14 protein-coding genes are annotated in these 14786 nt (G+C 50.3%); 7 read left to right on the top strand and 7 right to left on the bottom strand.

The window, feature by feature from the left end; all coding sequences use genetic code 11:
- Positions 1 to 160: 160 nt before the first annotated feature.
- Positions 161 to 1261 carry a Gfo/Idh/MocA family protein gene (locus tag CRG97_RS10595; RefSeq protein WP_098742921.1) on the bottom strand — a complete coding sequence of 367 codons (1101 nt, stop codon included), beginning with the start codon at positions 1259 to 1261 and terminating at the stop codon, positions 161 to 163.
- A gap of 140 nt (positions 1262 to 1401) precedes the next feature.
- Between CRG97_RS10595 and CRG97_RS10590 the strand changes: the two genes are divergently transcribed.
- A complete protein-coding gene (locus CRG97_RS10590) occupies positions 1402 to 2220 on the top strand; it encodes an AraC family transcriptional regulator (protein WP_098742920.1) in 819 nt (272 codons plus the stop codon).
- A 101-nt stretch (positions 2221 to 2321) separates the two neighbouring features.
- Here CRG97_RS10590 and CRG97_RS10585 read toward each other — a convergent pair whose 3' ends face one another.
- Together CRG97_RS10585 and CRG97_RS10580 are read right to left on the bottom strand one after the other, a co-directional pair.
- A complete protein-coding gene (locus CRG97_RS10585; protein WP_076320834.1) occupies positions 2322 to 2636 on the bottom strand; it encodes a hypothetical protein in 315 nt (104 codons plus the stop codon).
- 92 nt (positions 2637 to 2728) lie between these two features.
- On the bottom strand, positions 2729 to 3430 hold the full coding sequence (locus tag CRG97_RS10580) for a TerC family protein (protein ID WP_098742919.1): 702 nt from the start codon (positions 3428 to 3430) through the stop codon (positions 2729 to 2731).
- 403 nt (positions 3431 to 3833) lie between these two features.
- On the opposite strand from CRG97_RS10580, the gene CRG97_RS10575 reads away from it, so the two are divergent.
- The 3 genes from CRG97_RS10575 to CRG97_RS10565 all read left to right on the top strand — a co-directional run bounded on the left by CRG97_RS10575 (position 3834) and on the right by CRG97_RS10565 (position 5821).
- Positions 3834 to 4445, top strand: coding sequence for a TVP38/TMEM64 family protein (locus CRG97_RS10575; protein WP_098742918.1), 612 nt, complete (start codon positions 3834 to 3836; stop codon positions 4443 to 4445).
- 91 nt (positions 4446 to 4536) lie between these two features.
- Positions 4537 to 5502 carry a peptide-methionine (S)-S-oxide reductase MsrA gene (msrA, locus tag CRG97_RS10570; RefSeq protein WP_098742917.1) on the top strand — a complete coding sequence of 322 codons (966 nt, stop codon included), beginning with the start codon at positions 4537 to 4539 and terminating at the stop codon, positions 5500 to 5502.
- 136 nt (positions 5503 to 5638) lie between these two features.
- Complete coding sequence (locus CRG97_RS10565) at positions 5639 to 5821, top strand: DUF2188 domain-containing protein (protein ID WP_076320830.1); 183 nt, start codon at positions 5639 to 5641, stop codon at positions 5819 to 5821.
- Between the two features lie 68 nt (positions 5822 to 5889).
- On the opposite strand, the gene CRG97_RS10560 is transcribed toward CRG97_RS10565, so the two are convergent.
- Entirely contained in the window at positions 5890 to 6582 is a 693-nt protein-coding gene (locus CRG97_RS10560; protein WP_076320829.1) for a YitT family protein, read from the bottom strand.
- Between the two features lie 489 nt (positions 6583 to 7071).
- On the opposite strand from CRG97_RS10560, the gene hmpA reads away from it, so the two are divergent.
- Positions 7072 to 8277: an NO-inducible flavohemoprotein gene (hmpA, locus tag CRG97_RS10555; protein ID WP_098742916.1), complete on the top strand. Its 1206-nt coding sequence runs from the start codon at positions 7072 to 7074 to the stop codon at positions 8275 to 8277.
- A 154-nt stretch (positions 8278 to 8431) separates the two neighbouring features.
- Here the strand turns inward: hmpA and CRG97_RS10550 are convergent, their stop codons facing one another.
- Entirely contained in the window at positions 8432 to 8941 is a 510-nt protein-coding gene (locus CRG97_RS10550; RefSeq protein WP_098742915.1) for a Crp/Fnr family transcriptional regulator, read from the bottom strand.
- 180 nt (positions 8942 to 9121) lie between these two features.
- Here CRG97_RS10550 and CRG97_RS10545 point away from each other — a divergent pair, with 180 nt between their 5' ends.
- Positions 9122 to 9508, top strand: coding sequence for a YhjD family protein (locus tag CRG97_RS10545; protein WP_098742914.1), 387 nt, complete (start codon positions 9122 to 9124; stop codon positions 9506 to 9508).
- 29 nt (positions 9509 to 9537) lie between these two features.
- Positions 9538 to 11685 carry a YhgE/Pip domain-containing protein gene (locus CRG97_RS10540; RefSeq protein WP_098742913.1) on the top strand — a complete coding sequence of 716 codons (2148 nt, stop codon included), beginning with the start codon at positions 9538 to 9540 and terminating at the stop codon, positions 11683 to 11685.
- Between the two features lie 202 nt (positions 11686 to 11887).
- Here the strand turns inward: CRG97_RS10540 and CRG97_RS10535 are convergent, their stop codons facing one another.
- Together CRG97_RS10535 and CRG97_RS10530 are read right to left on the bottom strand one after the other, a co-directional pair.
- A complete protein-coding gene (locus CRG97_RS10535; protein ID WP_098742912.1) occupies positions 11888 to 12976 on the bottom strand; it encodes a glycosyl hydrolase family 18 protein in 1089 nt (362 codons plus the stop codon).
- Between the two features lie 29 nt (positions 12977 to 13005).
- A complete protein-coding gene (locus tag CRG97_RS10530) occupies positions 13006 to 14763 on the bottom strand; it encodes a polysaccharide deacetylase family protein (RefSeq protein WP_098742911.1) in 1758 nt (585 codons plus the stop codon).
- Between the last annotated feature and the right edge of the window lie 23 nt (positions 14764 to 14786).

Below are 14786 nucleotides of genomic sequence, written 5' to 3'. Positions count from 1 at the left end.
CCCATAGGCATTTGATCATTTTGGAAACTCTCCAAATATTAGTGCAACGCTTTCATGCGGATCCTTGCCAAGAACTCATCATCCTGTCAGATCCGTCAGAAGCTGGTTTGCATGTCGTTCATAACCAGTGTACAAGAATATGAACCGGGCTGCCAGTTCGCTACTCCACCACGTTTGCCTGCTGTGGCGCCGGAAGTTTGCCGTAGCGGTATGTGCTTTGCAGAACGATATGTCTGCCCTCCAGCGAAGACTGCTGGAACGACTGCATAATCTCCAGCACGTGGTATGCCAGACGGGCACTGACGCGATGGTCCTTCTGCTCATGAATCGATTGGATCATATCGTTGATACCGAGCCCCCGCTCGTTCTTCCCGCATTCAAATGCAGGGTCAAGCAGCTCCCACTCCTCTGCGCCGTGCTTCCGGAGCTTCACTTCGCCGTTAAAGAAGTTCGGATCCCCGAGACTCAGGCTTCCCTGCGTGCCATAGATTTCGATCCAAGGCAGATTCGATCCGCCAAAGATATCAAAACTGGTAATCATGGTTGCAATGGCACCGTTCTCAAAATCCAGCGTCCCTGCCAAATGCGTTGGGGTCTGAACCGTGATCGGTTGTCCTTGGCGCGGGCCAGAGCCGATGGCGCGGTCTGGAATCTGGATGCCTGTGGATGCGCTGATCCGGCTTGCAGGACCAAGCAGCTCTACCAGGGCCGATACATAATAAGGACCCATATCCATCATTGGACCTCCACCCGACGCGTAAAAAAATTCAGGATTAGGATGCCAAGCTTCCGGTCCTGAACCCATCATAAACGCCGTTGCGGCAACAGGTCTGCCGATCAGCCCGGATTCGATAGCGGCTTTAGCCGTCTGTACGCCGGAGCCCAAAAACGTATCGGGTGCGCAGCCGACGCGAAGTCCTTTTTGATCTGCCATATTTAGCACACGGCGAGCTTCATCAAGCGTAAGCGCGAGCGGCTTTTCACTGTACACATGCTTTCCTGCTTCCAGGGAAGCGATATCCACATTGGCGTGGCTGGCCGGAATGGTCAGATTAATAATAAACTCAATGTCAGTCTGTGCAAGCATCTCCTGGACGGTATACACGTTCGGGATGTTGAACTCTTCGGCCTTTTTCTTTGCGTTGTCCGGAATAAGGTCAGCACATGCCACGACTTCAACCCAAGGGCTGTTCTTTAAGTTCGTGAAGTATACGCCGCTGATGGTTCCGCAGCCAATTATACCTGCTTTCATTTTTTTCATCGCTGTCACTCCTTGAGTGTTTAGATGTGCTCGGACTAGTACCATGGTATTCTTTTATGCTTTCGTTTAAAATGAAGAATATGATTAAAACATGAACAATCTGGTCATTATTTTCTTATTCTTCAAAGGGGACTTTAGCAATGGATTCAAATCTTTCCAACCAAGTCGTAGCAGCGGATTTCTCATTTCATCGTAAACCTTTCAAGATGTCCCTGGCTGACGGTTTCGATACCTACTTGATGCGATGGCAGACCGACGGCAAATGCCGTGCCAAAATTGATGACAAGCTGTCACTCGTTGAGGCAGGGGATCTGTTAATCTTCACGCCAGGACAACCCTATGAACTACGAATAGATGACGAATATAACGCTTTGGGTGAATTAACCATCGAAAGCGGAGATTACCATATTTTCTTTAAGGGGCCATGGGCTGACGCGTGGTGGAATTCCAAGAAACGCCCAACCAAAATTCGGGTTCCACTGGAAGAGCGTTACCTGAGTCTGTTTCGGCAAATTCTGCTGGAGCAGCGTCGTGTATCGGATCCTTATCCGGAGATTTCGGATTACACGGTACGGATTCTGTGCCTCGAAGTGGACCGCCTGTTATCGGAGCAGCCATCGACCACGCCCAAGACGTATTTAGCCTACCGCATGAAAAATTACATTGAAGAGAATGCCTCCTCGATGTTCAAGCTGGAGGATGTCGCCGCCCATGTCGGCATCAGTGTTTCCCGGGCAGTTCATCTGTTCAAAGAAGCGTTTGGCACCACCATCATGCAATACACCATGGACGTTCGCCTGAGCATGGCCAAGGAACGAATTGTGTTCAGCCCCCTCTCGCTGGAGGATGTCGCCGAAACTTCCGGCTTTGCCAACTATACTTATTTTCACCGCGTTTTTCGCTCCCGATTCGGCGTTTCGCCTAAACAATTCCGCATGGCCAGTCGAACGTCAAATTGAGCCGTGCCATCTATGCAATAAAAAGCGGGTCGACCAAGGTTTTTCCTTGTTCGACCCGCTTCTCTCTTGAATCACATGTATGATATGCCATGATTCCACATTTACTTCTTATCAGGGCCTAGCGTGGCCGCTGCCTCGGCTACAACGATAGCCAAGTCTTCATTACCAAATAACGACAGGACACCAAGTAGGGTCTGATCCGGTATTTCACCAGCTTCTTCCTTGGGCACCGTTAATTCCAGCACCCGCGCCAGCCGCTCATTATCCGGCTGATTCGGATATGCCTTACGGTACAGTTCCGCTGGGTCCAGTCCGTGATTCACACACCACTGGGCAAACACGAGGATCATCATATCCTCGTCCTGGCGGTACGACTCCGCAATCCGTTCTTCTACGGATTTTTCCGTAAATTCCATGTATTACCCCTCCTCATGCGAAAAGGGCTTCGGCGCTCTCTTCGTTCATGAAGACATTATACCGTTTACTTTGAGCTCATACAAAGTCTAGATTAGTCGACCATCTTGACCTGTACCGGGTTGCTCTTCGCTTTTTGGTCATTCTTCTTCTTCATCCAAGTTCCAAGACTGATGATTATGGCGATAACGAGAATTTCAAAACCGTACTTCAGAACGCCATTGGCAAACCAGCTGTGAATCATCGGCTCTTCCACAATCATCTTCGATGCGGTCCAGGCTAACACCGCAGCACCGATCGTGATGATAATTGGAAAGCGATCCGTCAACTTCAGGATAATGGTACTGCCCCACACCATAATTGGAACCGAAATCGCAAGTCCGATAATAACCAGCATGAAGCTTTCCCCAGCAGCGCCAGCTACAGCAAGAACGTTATCCAGCCCCATCATCGCGTCCGCAATAATAATCGTGCGGATTGCCGCCCACATCTGGTTGCCAGCGGAAATTTCATGCTGCTTCTCATCCACTATCAGCTTGTAGGCAATCCACAACAGAGCAAACCCACCGATCAAGCGTAAGCCAGGGATCATTAAGAGCTGTACAACGAGGAGGGTGGCCACGATACGAATGATAATCGCTCCGACGGTACCCCACAGGATGACCTTCTTCTGGTCCGCTTTCTGGACATTACGAGCGGCAAGCCCGATAACAATCGCGTTATCGCCTGCCAACACAAGGTCAATGAGGACAATCGATAGCAGCGCCGTCCAAAATTCCATCGACATCAAATCCATGCTTCTCCCATCCTTTCTTCATTTTCTTTAGATTTACCTACCGATGTCCTCCATCCAAAAAAAACGCTGTTGCCTTAGTTAATAAGGTCTACAGCGTTTTTTGGGCGCAAAAATAGACCTCCACCTCATTCATAAATAAATCAGGCAAAGGTCTCGCTAAACAACATAATCGTTGCCAATAAAGCCGGGGATGGTTAATCCCGTAATGACGACTTTACTTATGAAGCTACTCCCCTTTGGGAACTATTCGGTTGGACATATTATAACATATGAAAAATCGCTTGTATATTCAATTTTTTCCACCCTAGATACGATGCTTAGCTGTCCGAAATGTGGGCAGTATTCCTGTTTTTTTGCTATCATGGTGCTATTCTGGTTGAATTTCGCAAAGTGAGGATTCTTCATGAAGAGATGGATCATACCCGCAATTTATACAACAGCACTGACGCTGGCTTTTGCATACAGACAAGAAATCATGGACTGGCTAGGAGGAAATCCCCCACTCTACCTGATGATCCTACTGGCAACCCTGCTTGCCTTATTTCCCATTGCACCCTACAAAGTCATCATCGCTATTCTTGGCTATGCATATGGAACCGTCTGGGCTGCTGCCATTTCGTGGTTCGGAACCACGATAGCGGCCGTCATACTGTACGCGGCTGTACGGTCCTTGTACCAGGAGCCCGGCAGGCGACTGCTCAGCAAATATGCGGCTGTCCATAGGTTCACAGCCGTGGTGGAACGGCGCCCCTTTCAGTCGATCCTGCTCGCGCGCCTACTGCCCATCATACCGCAAATGGCCGTCAATATTTATGCTGGTGTCGCCTCCATACCATTCTGGACGTACACAACCGCCTCAGCCATCGGTAAAATCCCTGCGATTCTCCTGTATGCTTGGCTAGGCAGCGGGTTTGCCGATCATCCGCTCCTCTTTGCGAGTATCGCGGGCGGACTCATGCTGATTACCGTTCTGTGCCTGGCCGCTATCCGGTGGTATAAAGGGAGACCGACATAAATGGAGCATTGTTTTGGTTTCCCTGACCAAAATGATTATAATATAGAGTAAGACTTACATTTAGATTGTTATAACGATGGAGGGATAATAGATGAATAATCGTTCAACCCCAAGTGAATTGGCTACCTTTGCGGGAGGCTGCTTCTGGTGTATGGTCTCTCCTTTTGATGAGCTGCCGGGCATTCTGAAGGTCGTTTCCGGCTATACCGGCGGCCATAAGGAAAATCCGACCTATGAAGAGGTATGCTCTGATACAACGGGTCATTACGAGGCCGTTCAAATCACATATAACCCGGAAGTGTTCCCTTATGAAAAGCTGCTTGAGCTCTTCTGGCAGCAAATCGATCCTACGGATGAGGGCGGACAATTCCATGATCGGGGGACATCTTACCGGACCGCTATTTTTTACCATACGGAGGAGCAGCGCAAGCTTGCGGAACAATCCAAAGAAGAGGTAGCTGTTAGCGGACGATTCGACGGGCCGATCGTGACGCCCATCATACCAGCCAGCACTTTCTATGAAGCTGAAGAATACCATCAGGATTATCACAAGAAAAATCCGAGCCATTACAAACGCTATCGCAAAGGCTCAGGACGCGAGGATTTCATTGAGCAGCACTGGTCGGATTCGGTAGACCCCGCCGAGCTTAAACAGCGCCTGACACCGATCCAATATGAAGTAACCCAGAATAACGCAACCGAACCTCCGTTCCACAATGAGTTCTGGGACCATCACGGAGAAGGCATTTACGTGGACATCGTATCCGGTGAGCCGCTCTTCAGCTCTACGGACAAATATGATGCCGGCTGCGGATGGCCGAGCTTCACCCGTCCGATTCGCGAATACAACATCAAGGAAAAAATGGATCTCACCCATATGATGGTCCGTACCGAGGTAAGAAGCAAAAAAGGAGACTCGCACCTCGGCCATGTATTTGACGACGGTCCTGGACCGAACGGACTTCGTTACTGCATCAATTCCGCGGCACTGCGGTTTGTACCGAAGGAAGAGATGCAAAAGGAAGGTTATGGCGAGTATTTGCAGCTGTTTGAATAAATCGAAGTATCCCAAGTGCATTGTCCTTCAGGGGGCAATGTACTTTTTTTGTGCCATTGAACACGCTTATTCAATTTGGTTACACGGGGTAATATACACTACATACGAATAACAGTTGAACTGGAGGGATCGCAATATGCCTTGGAACAAACATGATTATCCGCCATCCATGAAAAATCTAGAGCCGCGGGTGAGGAATAAAGCCGTGGAAATTGCCAATGCCCTGCTGGAGGAAGACTACGACGAAGGACGTGCCATCGCTATCGCCACCGCCAAGGCACAGGAATGGGATGAGAATCATCCCAAAGACGAGGAGTAACCTAACATCATAGATATACGAAAGAAGCTCACCCTGCATGCGGGTGAGCTTCTCTTAGTTGGACCGTATTATGAACGGCCGCTAACAGTTGGCTGCGCTGTCTTCGGAGTAACCGGAGTGCTTGGGGCACGGACCGCCTTCCGAATCGGTTTCTTTTCCGTTTTCTCGGTACCGTACGTCACTGTGATGGTGATCACTTGTCCGGCAATCGATACGGCTAATATAGTATATAAGGTTTCAACCAATGGCATGTAGAATAGCGATAATAGCAGAACTACGGCATCCATCAGGAAAAACACCGTCCCTACCTTAAGCCCGCTCCACTCGCTGAACAGCACGGAGATCACGTCGTCACCGCCTGTCGCCCCGCCATAGCGGAGCACGATACCAGCGCCAAAGCCCGTCAATAAACCGGACAGCAGCGCGGCTGCCAGCAAGTTATGATTCAGATCGATCACAAGCGTGGAATACCGCTCGATCAATGCGTAGAACAACGTGAACATGCTCGCCGCAACAACGGTATTGATAATGAACTTCCGACCTTTGATAAACAAGGCAATCAGCAGAACCGGTATGTCCATGAGGACCATACTTAATGCAGGCGGAATATCAAGCGCATATTTGCCAAGCAGCGCAAGGCCGACAAAGCCGCCTTCAGTTAAATGATTGTGAAAATTAATGTGATAATACGTAAAAGCCATTAAAAACGTTCCGAACAACATCGCCGACATCGTGATAATTGTGTTTTGTCTTTTCCTCATACAGGATCCCTCTTGTCGTAGTAGATTGGTCAGACATAGGCCAATCTCTACATAGAGGCAACCTGGAGGAGTTCATCCTTCGAACCATAGTTCCCATCCTTTCGTGAGAGACCGTCCTTGTCTTCAGACGTCCGACTTCGCTCTACGAAGGAAGCTATGTGTATGAGAGATCATAACGTTTCCAAATCGTCCTTTGGGGATTCGTCCTTCGGGGACACATGGTATCCTGATCCTTTCTCGTTTTAATTAGACTGCTAATATTATTATAACACAGTTGGCATACAAGCTAAACAGCTGGCTAGAATGAACTGGAATATATATATGAAATATGTAAAAAAACTCGCTTTCAGAACTCTCCCCCATAAAAATATCGCTGTTCTGTTCACATATTCGCTAAATCCGATGTGACCAAAATCACAAGTACCCTTTCTTCCCTTGTCTATACTTAAATTGAACACGAATTCGACTTATGAATCAGGGGGAGTCCACATGTTAAGCCAGCATACGATTGAAGTCGTTAAATCGACCGTTCCTGTTCTTGAAACTCATGGAACGGCAATCACGACTGCATTTTACCAAAAATTATTTCATCATCATCCGGAGCTTCTTAACATATTCAACCATGCGAATCAACGAGAAGGAAAACAGCCCTTTGCCCTTGCCAATGCCGTGTACGCCGCCGCAGCCCATATCGACCGTCTTGAAGCGATCGTGCCGGTTGTTAAGCAGATCGGACACAAGCACCGGGCATTAAACATTTTGCCCGAGCATTATCCAATCGTCGGCGAAACACTGCTCGCCGCCATGAAGGAAGTGCTGGGAGATGCCGCAACACCCGAAATTATCGAGGCCTGGGGCGAAGCTTACGGCGCCATTGCCGATGTCTTCATCGGCATTGAAGCAGATATGTACCAACAAGCCGCGAACGAGACCGGCGGTTGGAGCGGATACCGTAATTTCGTGATTGACCGGAAGGTGGAAGAAAGCTCTGTCATCACTTCCTTTTATCTGCTCCCACAGGATGGCGGTGAGATTTCCGCTTATGAACCCGGTCAATACATTACGCTCCGGGTAAAACCTGAAGGTGAAACCTATTATCATAATCGTCATTACAGTCTCTCGTCCGCACCGGGTCAGCCTTACTACAGAATAACGGTCAAGCGTGAGGATGAGTTAGAAGGAAAACCTGCCGGCATCGTCTCCACTTGGCTGCACCGTCAGGCTGAGGTTGGGACCGTTCTCGAGGTCACGGCTCCGGCCGGTACATTTACCCTGGATACGGACAGTGACCTTCCGCTTGCCTTGATCAGCGGCGGTGTCGGTTTGACCCCGATGGTGGCTATGCTGGAAACCGTGCTGCTGAATCAACCCGGCCGGAAAGTAACCTTTATCCATGCGGCCAAGTGCGGTAGTCAGCATGCAATGAAGTCTCATATCGATGCACTCGCCTCCAAGCATCCGCAGCTAACCTCTTACGTCATTTATGAACAGCCGGAATCGGAGGATCAGTGCCACCAAGCAGGCTATATTGATCTTGATTTCCTTCGCAAAACCGTCGATGCGAAAGCCGACTTCTACTTCTGCGGTCCGGTTCCGTTCATGCGTGCCGTTAACAGTCAACTGAAATCCATGGAGGTACCTTCCGACCGGATTCATTATGAATTCTTTGGCCCGGCAGGTACATTGGAAGATTAATTAACCATATTACGGAGTCAAACCTAATCAAAGGGTGCCTGTCTTGCATAAAGACAGGCACCCTTTTTGGGTTGAACATACTTGCTGTCAACGATTATTCTGCGAAGAAGTTCCTATGTATCCTGCCCCGTTTATATCGTCCGCAAATTTCGGGCTAGATGTGCTTGCCCTGTTCCCGCAGCAGCCGGTTTACCGTTTCTCTTCTCACGCCGATCAGCTGTCCGATCTCTTCCTGAGTCAGATACTCGGTCAAGTGTATTCCCTGTGAATACTCATCCAGCCACTGGATCAGCAGTTCAAGCCGCTCCGCAGGACCTCCCACCGTCAAATGATCGAGCCTCATCTGCATGAACCGCACCTTTTCCTGCAGCAATCTGGCGACCTCGAGCGGTTTCTGTGGATCCTCCTCGAGCTGGCGGTACCAAGCTTCAGCCGATATGAGCTCCACTTCGCTCTGGATCAGAGCGATCGCCGTTCCATGTGTCTCCTTCGGGCTGATCAACGAATGATGCGGCACCGTTTCACCAGGATATAAAATATTGAAAAGCACTATATTGCCGTTCGGATGGAGACGGGTCACCTTGAACAATCCGCTCCGGATGTGATATAGATGGTCCCCGCTATCCCCTTGCCTGAACAATATTTCGCCTTTATGAAGAATCATTAATGAATCGCCTCCTGATAATGCAGTTATCAGGAGTGTAAACCATATGCCGCCATGAATCCACTGGGATCAATAAACAATTGCCAATATTTAATGGTTGCACGCCGTATATTGTTGGCATACTATGTGTATGATAGAACATATGTTCTTATTCATTTCATGTCTTAGGATGTGTCTCTCATGATGAAGCCTTCCACGCCTCCTCCGCCTTCACTAGAAGACGAAGTCCTGATCCGAGATTATCTGCTGCATCACTTCATTCAGTCTGTTCTCGAGCGGGATATTCAAATTCTCAAGACCCTTACACTCAAAATGGCTGACCTCTATATCTTAAATCTGCAGCTAATTAAAAAAGAAGATTCGGATCATGCCTGGATCATGCAGCAGCAGATGAGGCGGCGCGGCATCCGGATTCGTAGCCAGAGCCGTACAGCCGCGGAAGGGTTGCAGGTTCAGTATTTGTGCCGCGGATATGAATGCAGTCTGCTCTGCGAATGGCACTCCCTGAAGGAAGAGATAAAGGATCGGCTCGTTTCGTATCTTGGCACGGATTTTGCGGCATACTAGCACCAACTACGTACAAGACAGGAGCGCGCATGAAGAATATCCTCCACATATATTCTGCCGATATCCATAGAATCATCCGTAATTGGGCTGCAGGAGTCATCATAACCGGGCTTGCTATTCTTCCTTCTCTGTATGCCTGGTTTAACATTGAGGCCTCTTGGGATCCCTATGGCCAGACCTCCGGCGTATCCATTGCCGTTGCCAACCTGGATAAAGGCACCACTCTTCGCGACCAGCCCATTAACCTGGGTAAAGAAATCGTGGAGTCCCTCCATCACAATGAGAAGCTGGGGTGGCGGTTTACGGAGGATAGTGAGAACGCCATTCAGGGTGTACGGCACGGTGATGATTATGCCGCCATCATTATTCCGGAGAACTTCTCTGCCCGGATCGGCACCGTGCTGAGCAATGAGCCTGTCAAAGCTCAGATCCTCTATTATACAAACGAGAAAATCAACGCCATTTCTCCCAAAGTGACGGCCAAGGGCGCATCCGGTGTTGTAGAGGAAATCAGCAAAAATTTCATCAAAACCGCCAACGGCACCATCTTCGAGATTTTCAACACACTCGGGATTGAGATCGAGAACCAGCTCCCGGCCATCAATAAAGTACGAAATCTTCTGTTCCGGCTTGAAAAAAGCTTTCCGGAGCTCAATGAAGCGGTGGGCACAGCTGCAAAGGATATTAAGCTGGCCAACCGATTGGTTCAGCAAGCCGGCACCGCTCTGCCTCGCCTTGAAGAGATTGCAACGGACGGCAAGGCCATTGCCGGTGCGCTGGCGGAGTTCGCGAATGAGGCCGCTGGCGCCTCGAAATCGCTGGAGCCTGCTCTGCGTCAGGACTTGGAGGTACTGGCTGCAACCACCGGAGCGCTCTCGCAAGTGCTGGACGCTCTAGGACAAGCCGACATCGATCCGAAGGAGCTTGCCAGCCGCCTGAACGCTGCGCAGGAACGCGCAAAGACAGCAGCGCAAGCCGCGGCCCGGCTGGGTCAATTGTTCAAGCGACTGGGCTCGATCTCCCCGGCGGCAGCTTCCGGGGCGGCGAAGCTTGAGGATATTGCCGCACGATGGACCTCAGCCCAAACCGTGCTCCAAACCATAGCCCAAGCCGTGGAACGGGGAGAAGAAACACCTGCAGATGCCATCGATAAGCTGAAGAAGCTAAACGATGACATTACGGGACTAACCAACACGGTGTTAAGCCGATACGATACGGAGATCGGTCCAGCGATAAGCAAAGCCTTCACCAAGGGCGCAGGCACGGCCAAGCGTGTTCAGCAGGAGCTGACCCAGGCGCTTGCCAGCGTCCCCGACATTCAGCATTTGCTCAAAGATGCCTGGAAAGGGCTTAAGGTAGGCGGCGAAGAAGTGCAGCTGGCCCAAAGCCGTCTGCCGGAGGCCGAGCTTCGAATTACACAGCTGGCGAATCGGCTGCGTGAGATGGAAGCTGCAGGGGATATCCAAGAGGTAATCGATTTGCTTCAAAATAATTTCGAGCTCGAAAGCCAGTTTTTTGCCGAGCCTGTTACGCTGGAAGAGAATCGACTCTACCCTATCCCGAACTACGGGTCCGCCATGTCTCCCTTCTTCACGACGCTATCCTTGTGGGTAGGTGCCCTGCTGCTTGTTTCCCTGCTCTCCGTTGAGGTTCATGATGAAGAGAGAAGCTTCCGCAGCATCGAGGTTTACTTCGGACGCTATTTAACCTTTCTGACCATTGCCCTGTTCCAAGCGCTATTCGTCACCCTGGGTGATATCTATTTGCTGGGAACCTATGTGGTGAATCCGGGCTGGTTCATCTTGTTTGCGCTGCTAATCAGCACCATCTTCATGCTGATTGTATATACGCTGGTGTCCGTATTCGGTAATGTCGGAAAAGCGATGGCCATCGTACTGCTCGTGCTGCAGCTTGCAGGCGCAGGCGGAACGTTTCCGATCCAGATGACACCGCCGTTCTTCCAAGCATTGCATCCGTATCTGCCATTCACCTACGCCATTAGCATGATGCGGGAAGCCGTTGGCGGCATTCTATGGGATATTGTCGTCCGGGATGTCCTGTTCATGCTGATCTTCGCGGCAATTGCGTTGATGATCGGGATTGCACTCAAGAAGCCGATCAACCGGGCCAGCGGCGGTCTCGTCCGCAAAGCGAAAGCCTCGAAGCTCATCCATTAATTTGTACATCGTGCGCACTGCTCCTTGTGCGCACGATGCGTTTGTTCGGGGCATGCTTGGATGGCCGGTCGGCCATCCAGCCTCCTTTCGGTCCGTATACTCGCACAGAAAGACTGTTGGACTACAACATGAGTCATTTTATGCAAAAGGACACCCCGAGCGGCTTCTTAGAGCCATGGGATGTCCTTTTTCCGTATAGGATTCACTTATGTTGGGAGTGCTGGTGATATTCCTGCAGTTGTTGCAACGTATCCTCTTCCATATCCCCAAGCCGCCAGATCGCAATCTTCGATATACCCGCGTCTCTCGCCGTATCCATCCAGCCGGCAATGGTCATTCCATCCGCATACCATACGGTATGGCCGATGCCTTGGTCGTCCGTATATTCAAAATACAGGGCACCGCTTGACGGATCCCGCTTCGGATTGTCCGAGATGGAATGCGCCAGCTCCACCGCACGCTTTTCCGTTAAAGAGACAACCTTGCCGTTATTAGCCCAGTCAAACCCGCCAACCGACAATGCGATGGCATGTTCTCCCGGAATCCCCTGCAGTTTATCTGCCAGCTTCCTTATCATGGCGTGATCCGCCTTTGGCCCCGGTCCGCTATGCCCTCCGTACAAGTTATATGCCATCAGGACATAATCCGGACCTGCCGGCAACAACTCAAAGGATGACTGGGAGATCCCCGGCTCCAGCACGATTCGAAGAGAGAAACCCTCCGCTTGTAAACGTTCATACAGCTCCTTGTACAGATTGGAAAGATTCGCCCAATCTTCCTTGCGTACCTTCTCGTAATCCAGTTCCACACCGCTAAAGCCATGCTGGAATACCACAGCCAGAATATGCCCGATATGCAGGCTGCGGCTTTCCGGAGTAGCCACGATCCGGGAGATGAGCTCAGGATCCTTCTGGTCCGCCGTCCCATTGGTATCAAAGCGATCGTTTACGATGGTCAGGACCCGGCGAAGCTGCTTCCCTTTCCGGGAAATCTCCAGAAACTCAGGCAGCCCCTCCCGAAAATCCGAAGTAAAATGGAGTTCATCTTTATGATTGAAGTAAGCTGCAAAAAAATGAATTTCTTCAAGCTCACTACCAAGCTGCTTCAGATCCGTAATGCCCGTCCTCCACTGCCAATCCGTAATCCAGGCAGACAGCTTCACTCCCGTTTGCGGTAACTGAACCTGCAGTGCTTTCTCCTGCTCTTCGGTGCGCAGCCACCAGAAAGAGACAGCAGCACACAAAGCCATCAGTACCAGAGCTCCTGCCCATTTCCTCCTGGGATTCTTCATTCTTGTTCACGTCCTACGCCATCCGAATTTTAAAAAGTCTCCACAGCCCAGTCAACCGCCCGGCTCAAACTTCTCTGCACGCCTGTCAGGACACCGGTCAGTCCGGACGGCTTGTTCGTAAACAGCAGCTTCATATCACCGCCCGCAGGCTCGGATGCAATGGTGACATCTTCAAAAATAGCGTCGTAAATATCATCTTTCTCATTCTGCTCATGATATTGCGATTCAAACGCCACGCCTCCTGCACCAATCGATGCATCCACAGGCTGCTGATCCAGAATTAACTGTTGATCGACACTCACGGACAGGGAATGGCCTTTCACCGAAATCTCCAGCCAACGGTTGCCAAGTATGTTGACCGGATACTCATTCTCATCATCCCGGTCTCCGGACTGCGTCTGCTCCTTAGTATATACCGATGCCTTATCGAATTGCAGGTCCTCTTCCCCCCATTCGACCTTCGGCAAGGTATAGGTGAACAGCTCCTCGGGTGCTTGACCCGCTCTCTTCTGTTCTACCACCACGTTATTGTTCTCCAGAAGAAGCCTTAAGTAAGAGCCCTTCGTCCGGTCGTAACGGACATAGATGGACTGCTGTCCTACCACATTACCGAGTGCCTTCGCCGAGACGGTTATGTCAGACTCTTCGCTGCCCTTCAAATAAACGATCCCTGCCTGGGCCGGAGGCGATGTGACCACGAAACGGTTATCCGCAAATTCAGCCGCTCCGCCAAGCAGCTCCCACTTATCAGCCTGCTGCTTATCCCCTCGTACAAACTGCATAGATTGTCCTTGGTCCTTGTGCAGCTTCATCAACAGGTGATTGGTAGACCAGTAAGGAGCAGGCTGGACCCGAGTCAGATTATAAAGATCGCTATCCTTCGAGTTGAAGGCCATTCCTTCCCGGTTGAAATTCATCCCAAACAACTGCCGAATCTGCTCCGTATTGGCATTGGCTACAAGCTGATTCATGCCTCCGCCCAGCGCATTGGCGTGCATGATCATATACGTGCCTGGAACGTAACCAAGCGCTTTCGTGTAAACCTGATTCATCGCTTCATAGTCCGCTTGGATCCGTTCTTCCATCTCCGTGCGGTTCTCGAGCGGAATCATATTCTCGTCACGTATGAAATCCATCAAATAGTGGTTGTAATACTCCACGTTGGATTTGCTGGTCAGTTCACTTTCGTCCTTAACGCCGATATAACGGCCTTCATGATCAAAAATATTAATATAAGTCAGCCGGTTGCCGTTGGTCCCAAGCTCCCAATAACCGGTGCGGGTCATCTTCAGCATATCCTTCGGCTGTAGAAATTTCCGTTCACTGTTACCCATTTTGTTGGCATAAGACAGGAAGGTGGCCTTATAGTTGTATTTCTCCAGCAACGGCTGCGCGAACAGCGCGGAGTCATTCCGTCCGTCTTCAAAGGACAGGTACAGCGCTTTATCCGGCAGCTTCTTGCCATTACGATAATAATCCATAATATCTTGCTGCGAAATCGTAGTGTAGCCCTGTTCATATAAAGCTCTCAGCTGGGCGTCCAGCTGGCTCTTGGATACGAGCTTGGATGTCCCGGTTCGACCGACTCCAAAATAGGATAGCGCAATAAAGCCCTGATCCTGACGCCAGGCTGATTTGTCCGGCTCCTTATAGGTGCGAAAATCGAAAATTGCATTCGCCAGCAGCACGACAACTACGGCCAATACAACAACCTGTGCCGTAACTTTGATGATTTTGCGGCGGTTTTTTCGCTGAACATTAAGGGCTGCATTTCGTTTTTTACCCATTTGTCATCCTCACTTCAACCGCT

This window comes from Paenibacillus sp. EZ-K15 (genome assembly GCF_002573715.1).
Lineage (GTDB): Bacteria > Bacillota > Bacilli > Paenibacillales > Paenibacillaceae > Paenibacillus_AQ.
This window is presented reverse-complemented; position numbering and strand designations above follow the sequence as displayed.

What these genes read in the sequence shown, in the direction of transcription:
- CRG97_RS10575 (WP_098742918.1), top strand. Translation starts at nt 3,834, where the DNA reads ATGAAGAGATGGATCATACCCGCAATTTATACAACAGCACTGACGCTG.
- CRG97_RS10585 (WP_076320834.1), bottom strand. Translation starts at nt 2,636, where the DNA reads ATGGAATTTACGGAAAAATCCGTAGAAGAACGGATTGCGGAGTCGTAC.
- CRG97_RS10540 (WP_098742913.1), top strand. Translation starts at nt 9,538, where the DNA reads ATGAAGAATATCCTCCACATATATTCTGCCGATATCCATAGAATCATC.
- CRG97_RS10565 (WP_076320830.1), top strand. Translation starts at nt 5,639, where the DNA reads ATGCCTTGGAACAAACATGATTATCCGCCATCCATGAAAAATCTAGAG.
- CRG97_RS10545 (WP_098742914.1), top strand. Translation starts at nt 9,122, where the DNA reads ATGATGAAGCCTTCCACGCCTCCTCCGCCTTCACTAGAAGACGAAGTC.
- CRG97_RS10595 (WP_098742921.1), bottom strand. Translation starts at nt 1,261, where the DNA reads ATGAAAAAAATGAAAGCAGGTATAATTGGCTGCGGAACCATCAGCGGC.
- CRG97_RS10580 (WP_098742919.1), bottom strand. Translation starts at nt 3,430, where the DNA reads ATGGATTTGATGTCGATGGAATTTTGGACGGCGCTGCTATCGATTGTC.
- CRG97_RS10560 (WP_076320829.1), bottom strand. Translation starts at nt 6,582, where the DNA reads ATGAGGAAAAGACAAAACACAATTATCACGATGTCGGCGATGTTGTTC.
- CRG97_RS10535 (WP_098742912.1), bottom strand. Translation starts at nt 12,976, where the DNA reads ATGAAGAATCCCAGGAGGAAATGGGCAGGAGCTCTGGTACTGATGGCT.
- CRG97_RS10530 (WP_098742911.1), bottom strand. Translation starts at nt 14,763, where the DNA reads ATGGGTAAAAAACGAAATGCAGCCCTTAATGTTCAGCGAAAAAACCGC.
- hmpA (WP_098742916.1), top strand. Translation starts at nt 7,072, where the DNA reads ATGTTAAGCCAGCATACGATTGAAGTCGTTAAATCGACCGTTCCTGTT.
- CRG97_RS10550 (WP_098742915.1), bottom strand. Translation starts at nt 8,941, where the DNA reads ATGATTCTTCATAAAGGCGAAATATTGTTCAGGCAAGGGGATAGCGGG.
- CRG97_RS10590 (WP_098742920.1), top strand. Translation starts at nt 1,402, where the DNA reads ATGGATTCAAATCTTTCCAACCAAGTCGTAGCAGCGGATTTCTCATTT.
- msrA (WP_098742917.1), top strand. Translation starts at nt 4,537, where the DNA reads ATGAATAATCGTTCAACCCCAAGTGAATTGGCTACCTTTGCGGGAGGC.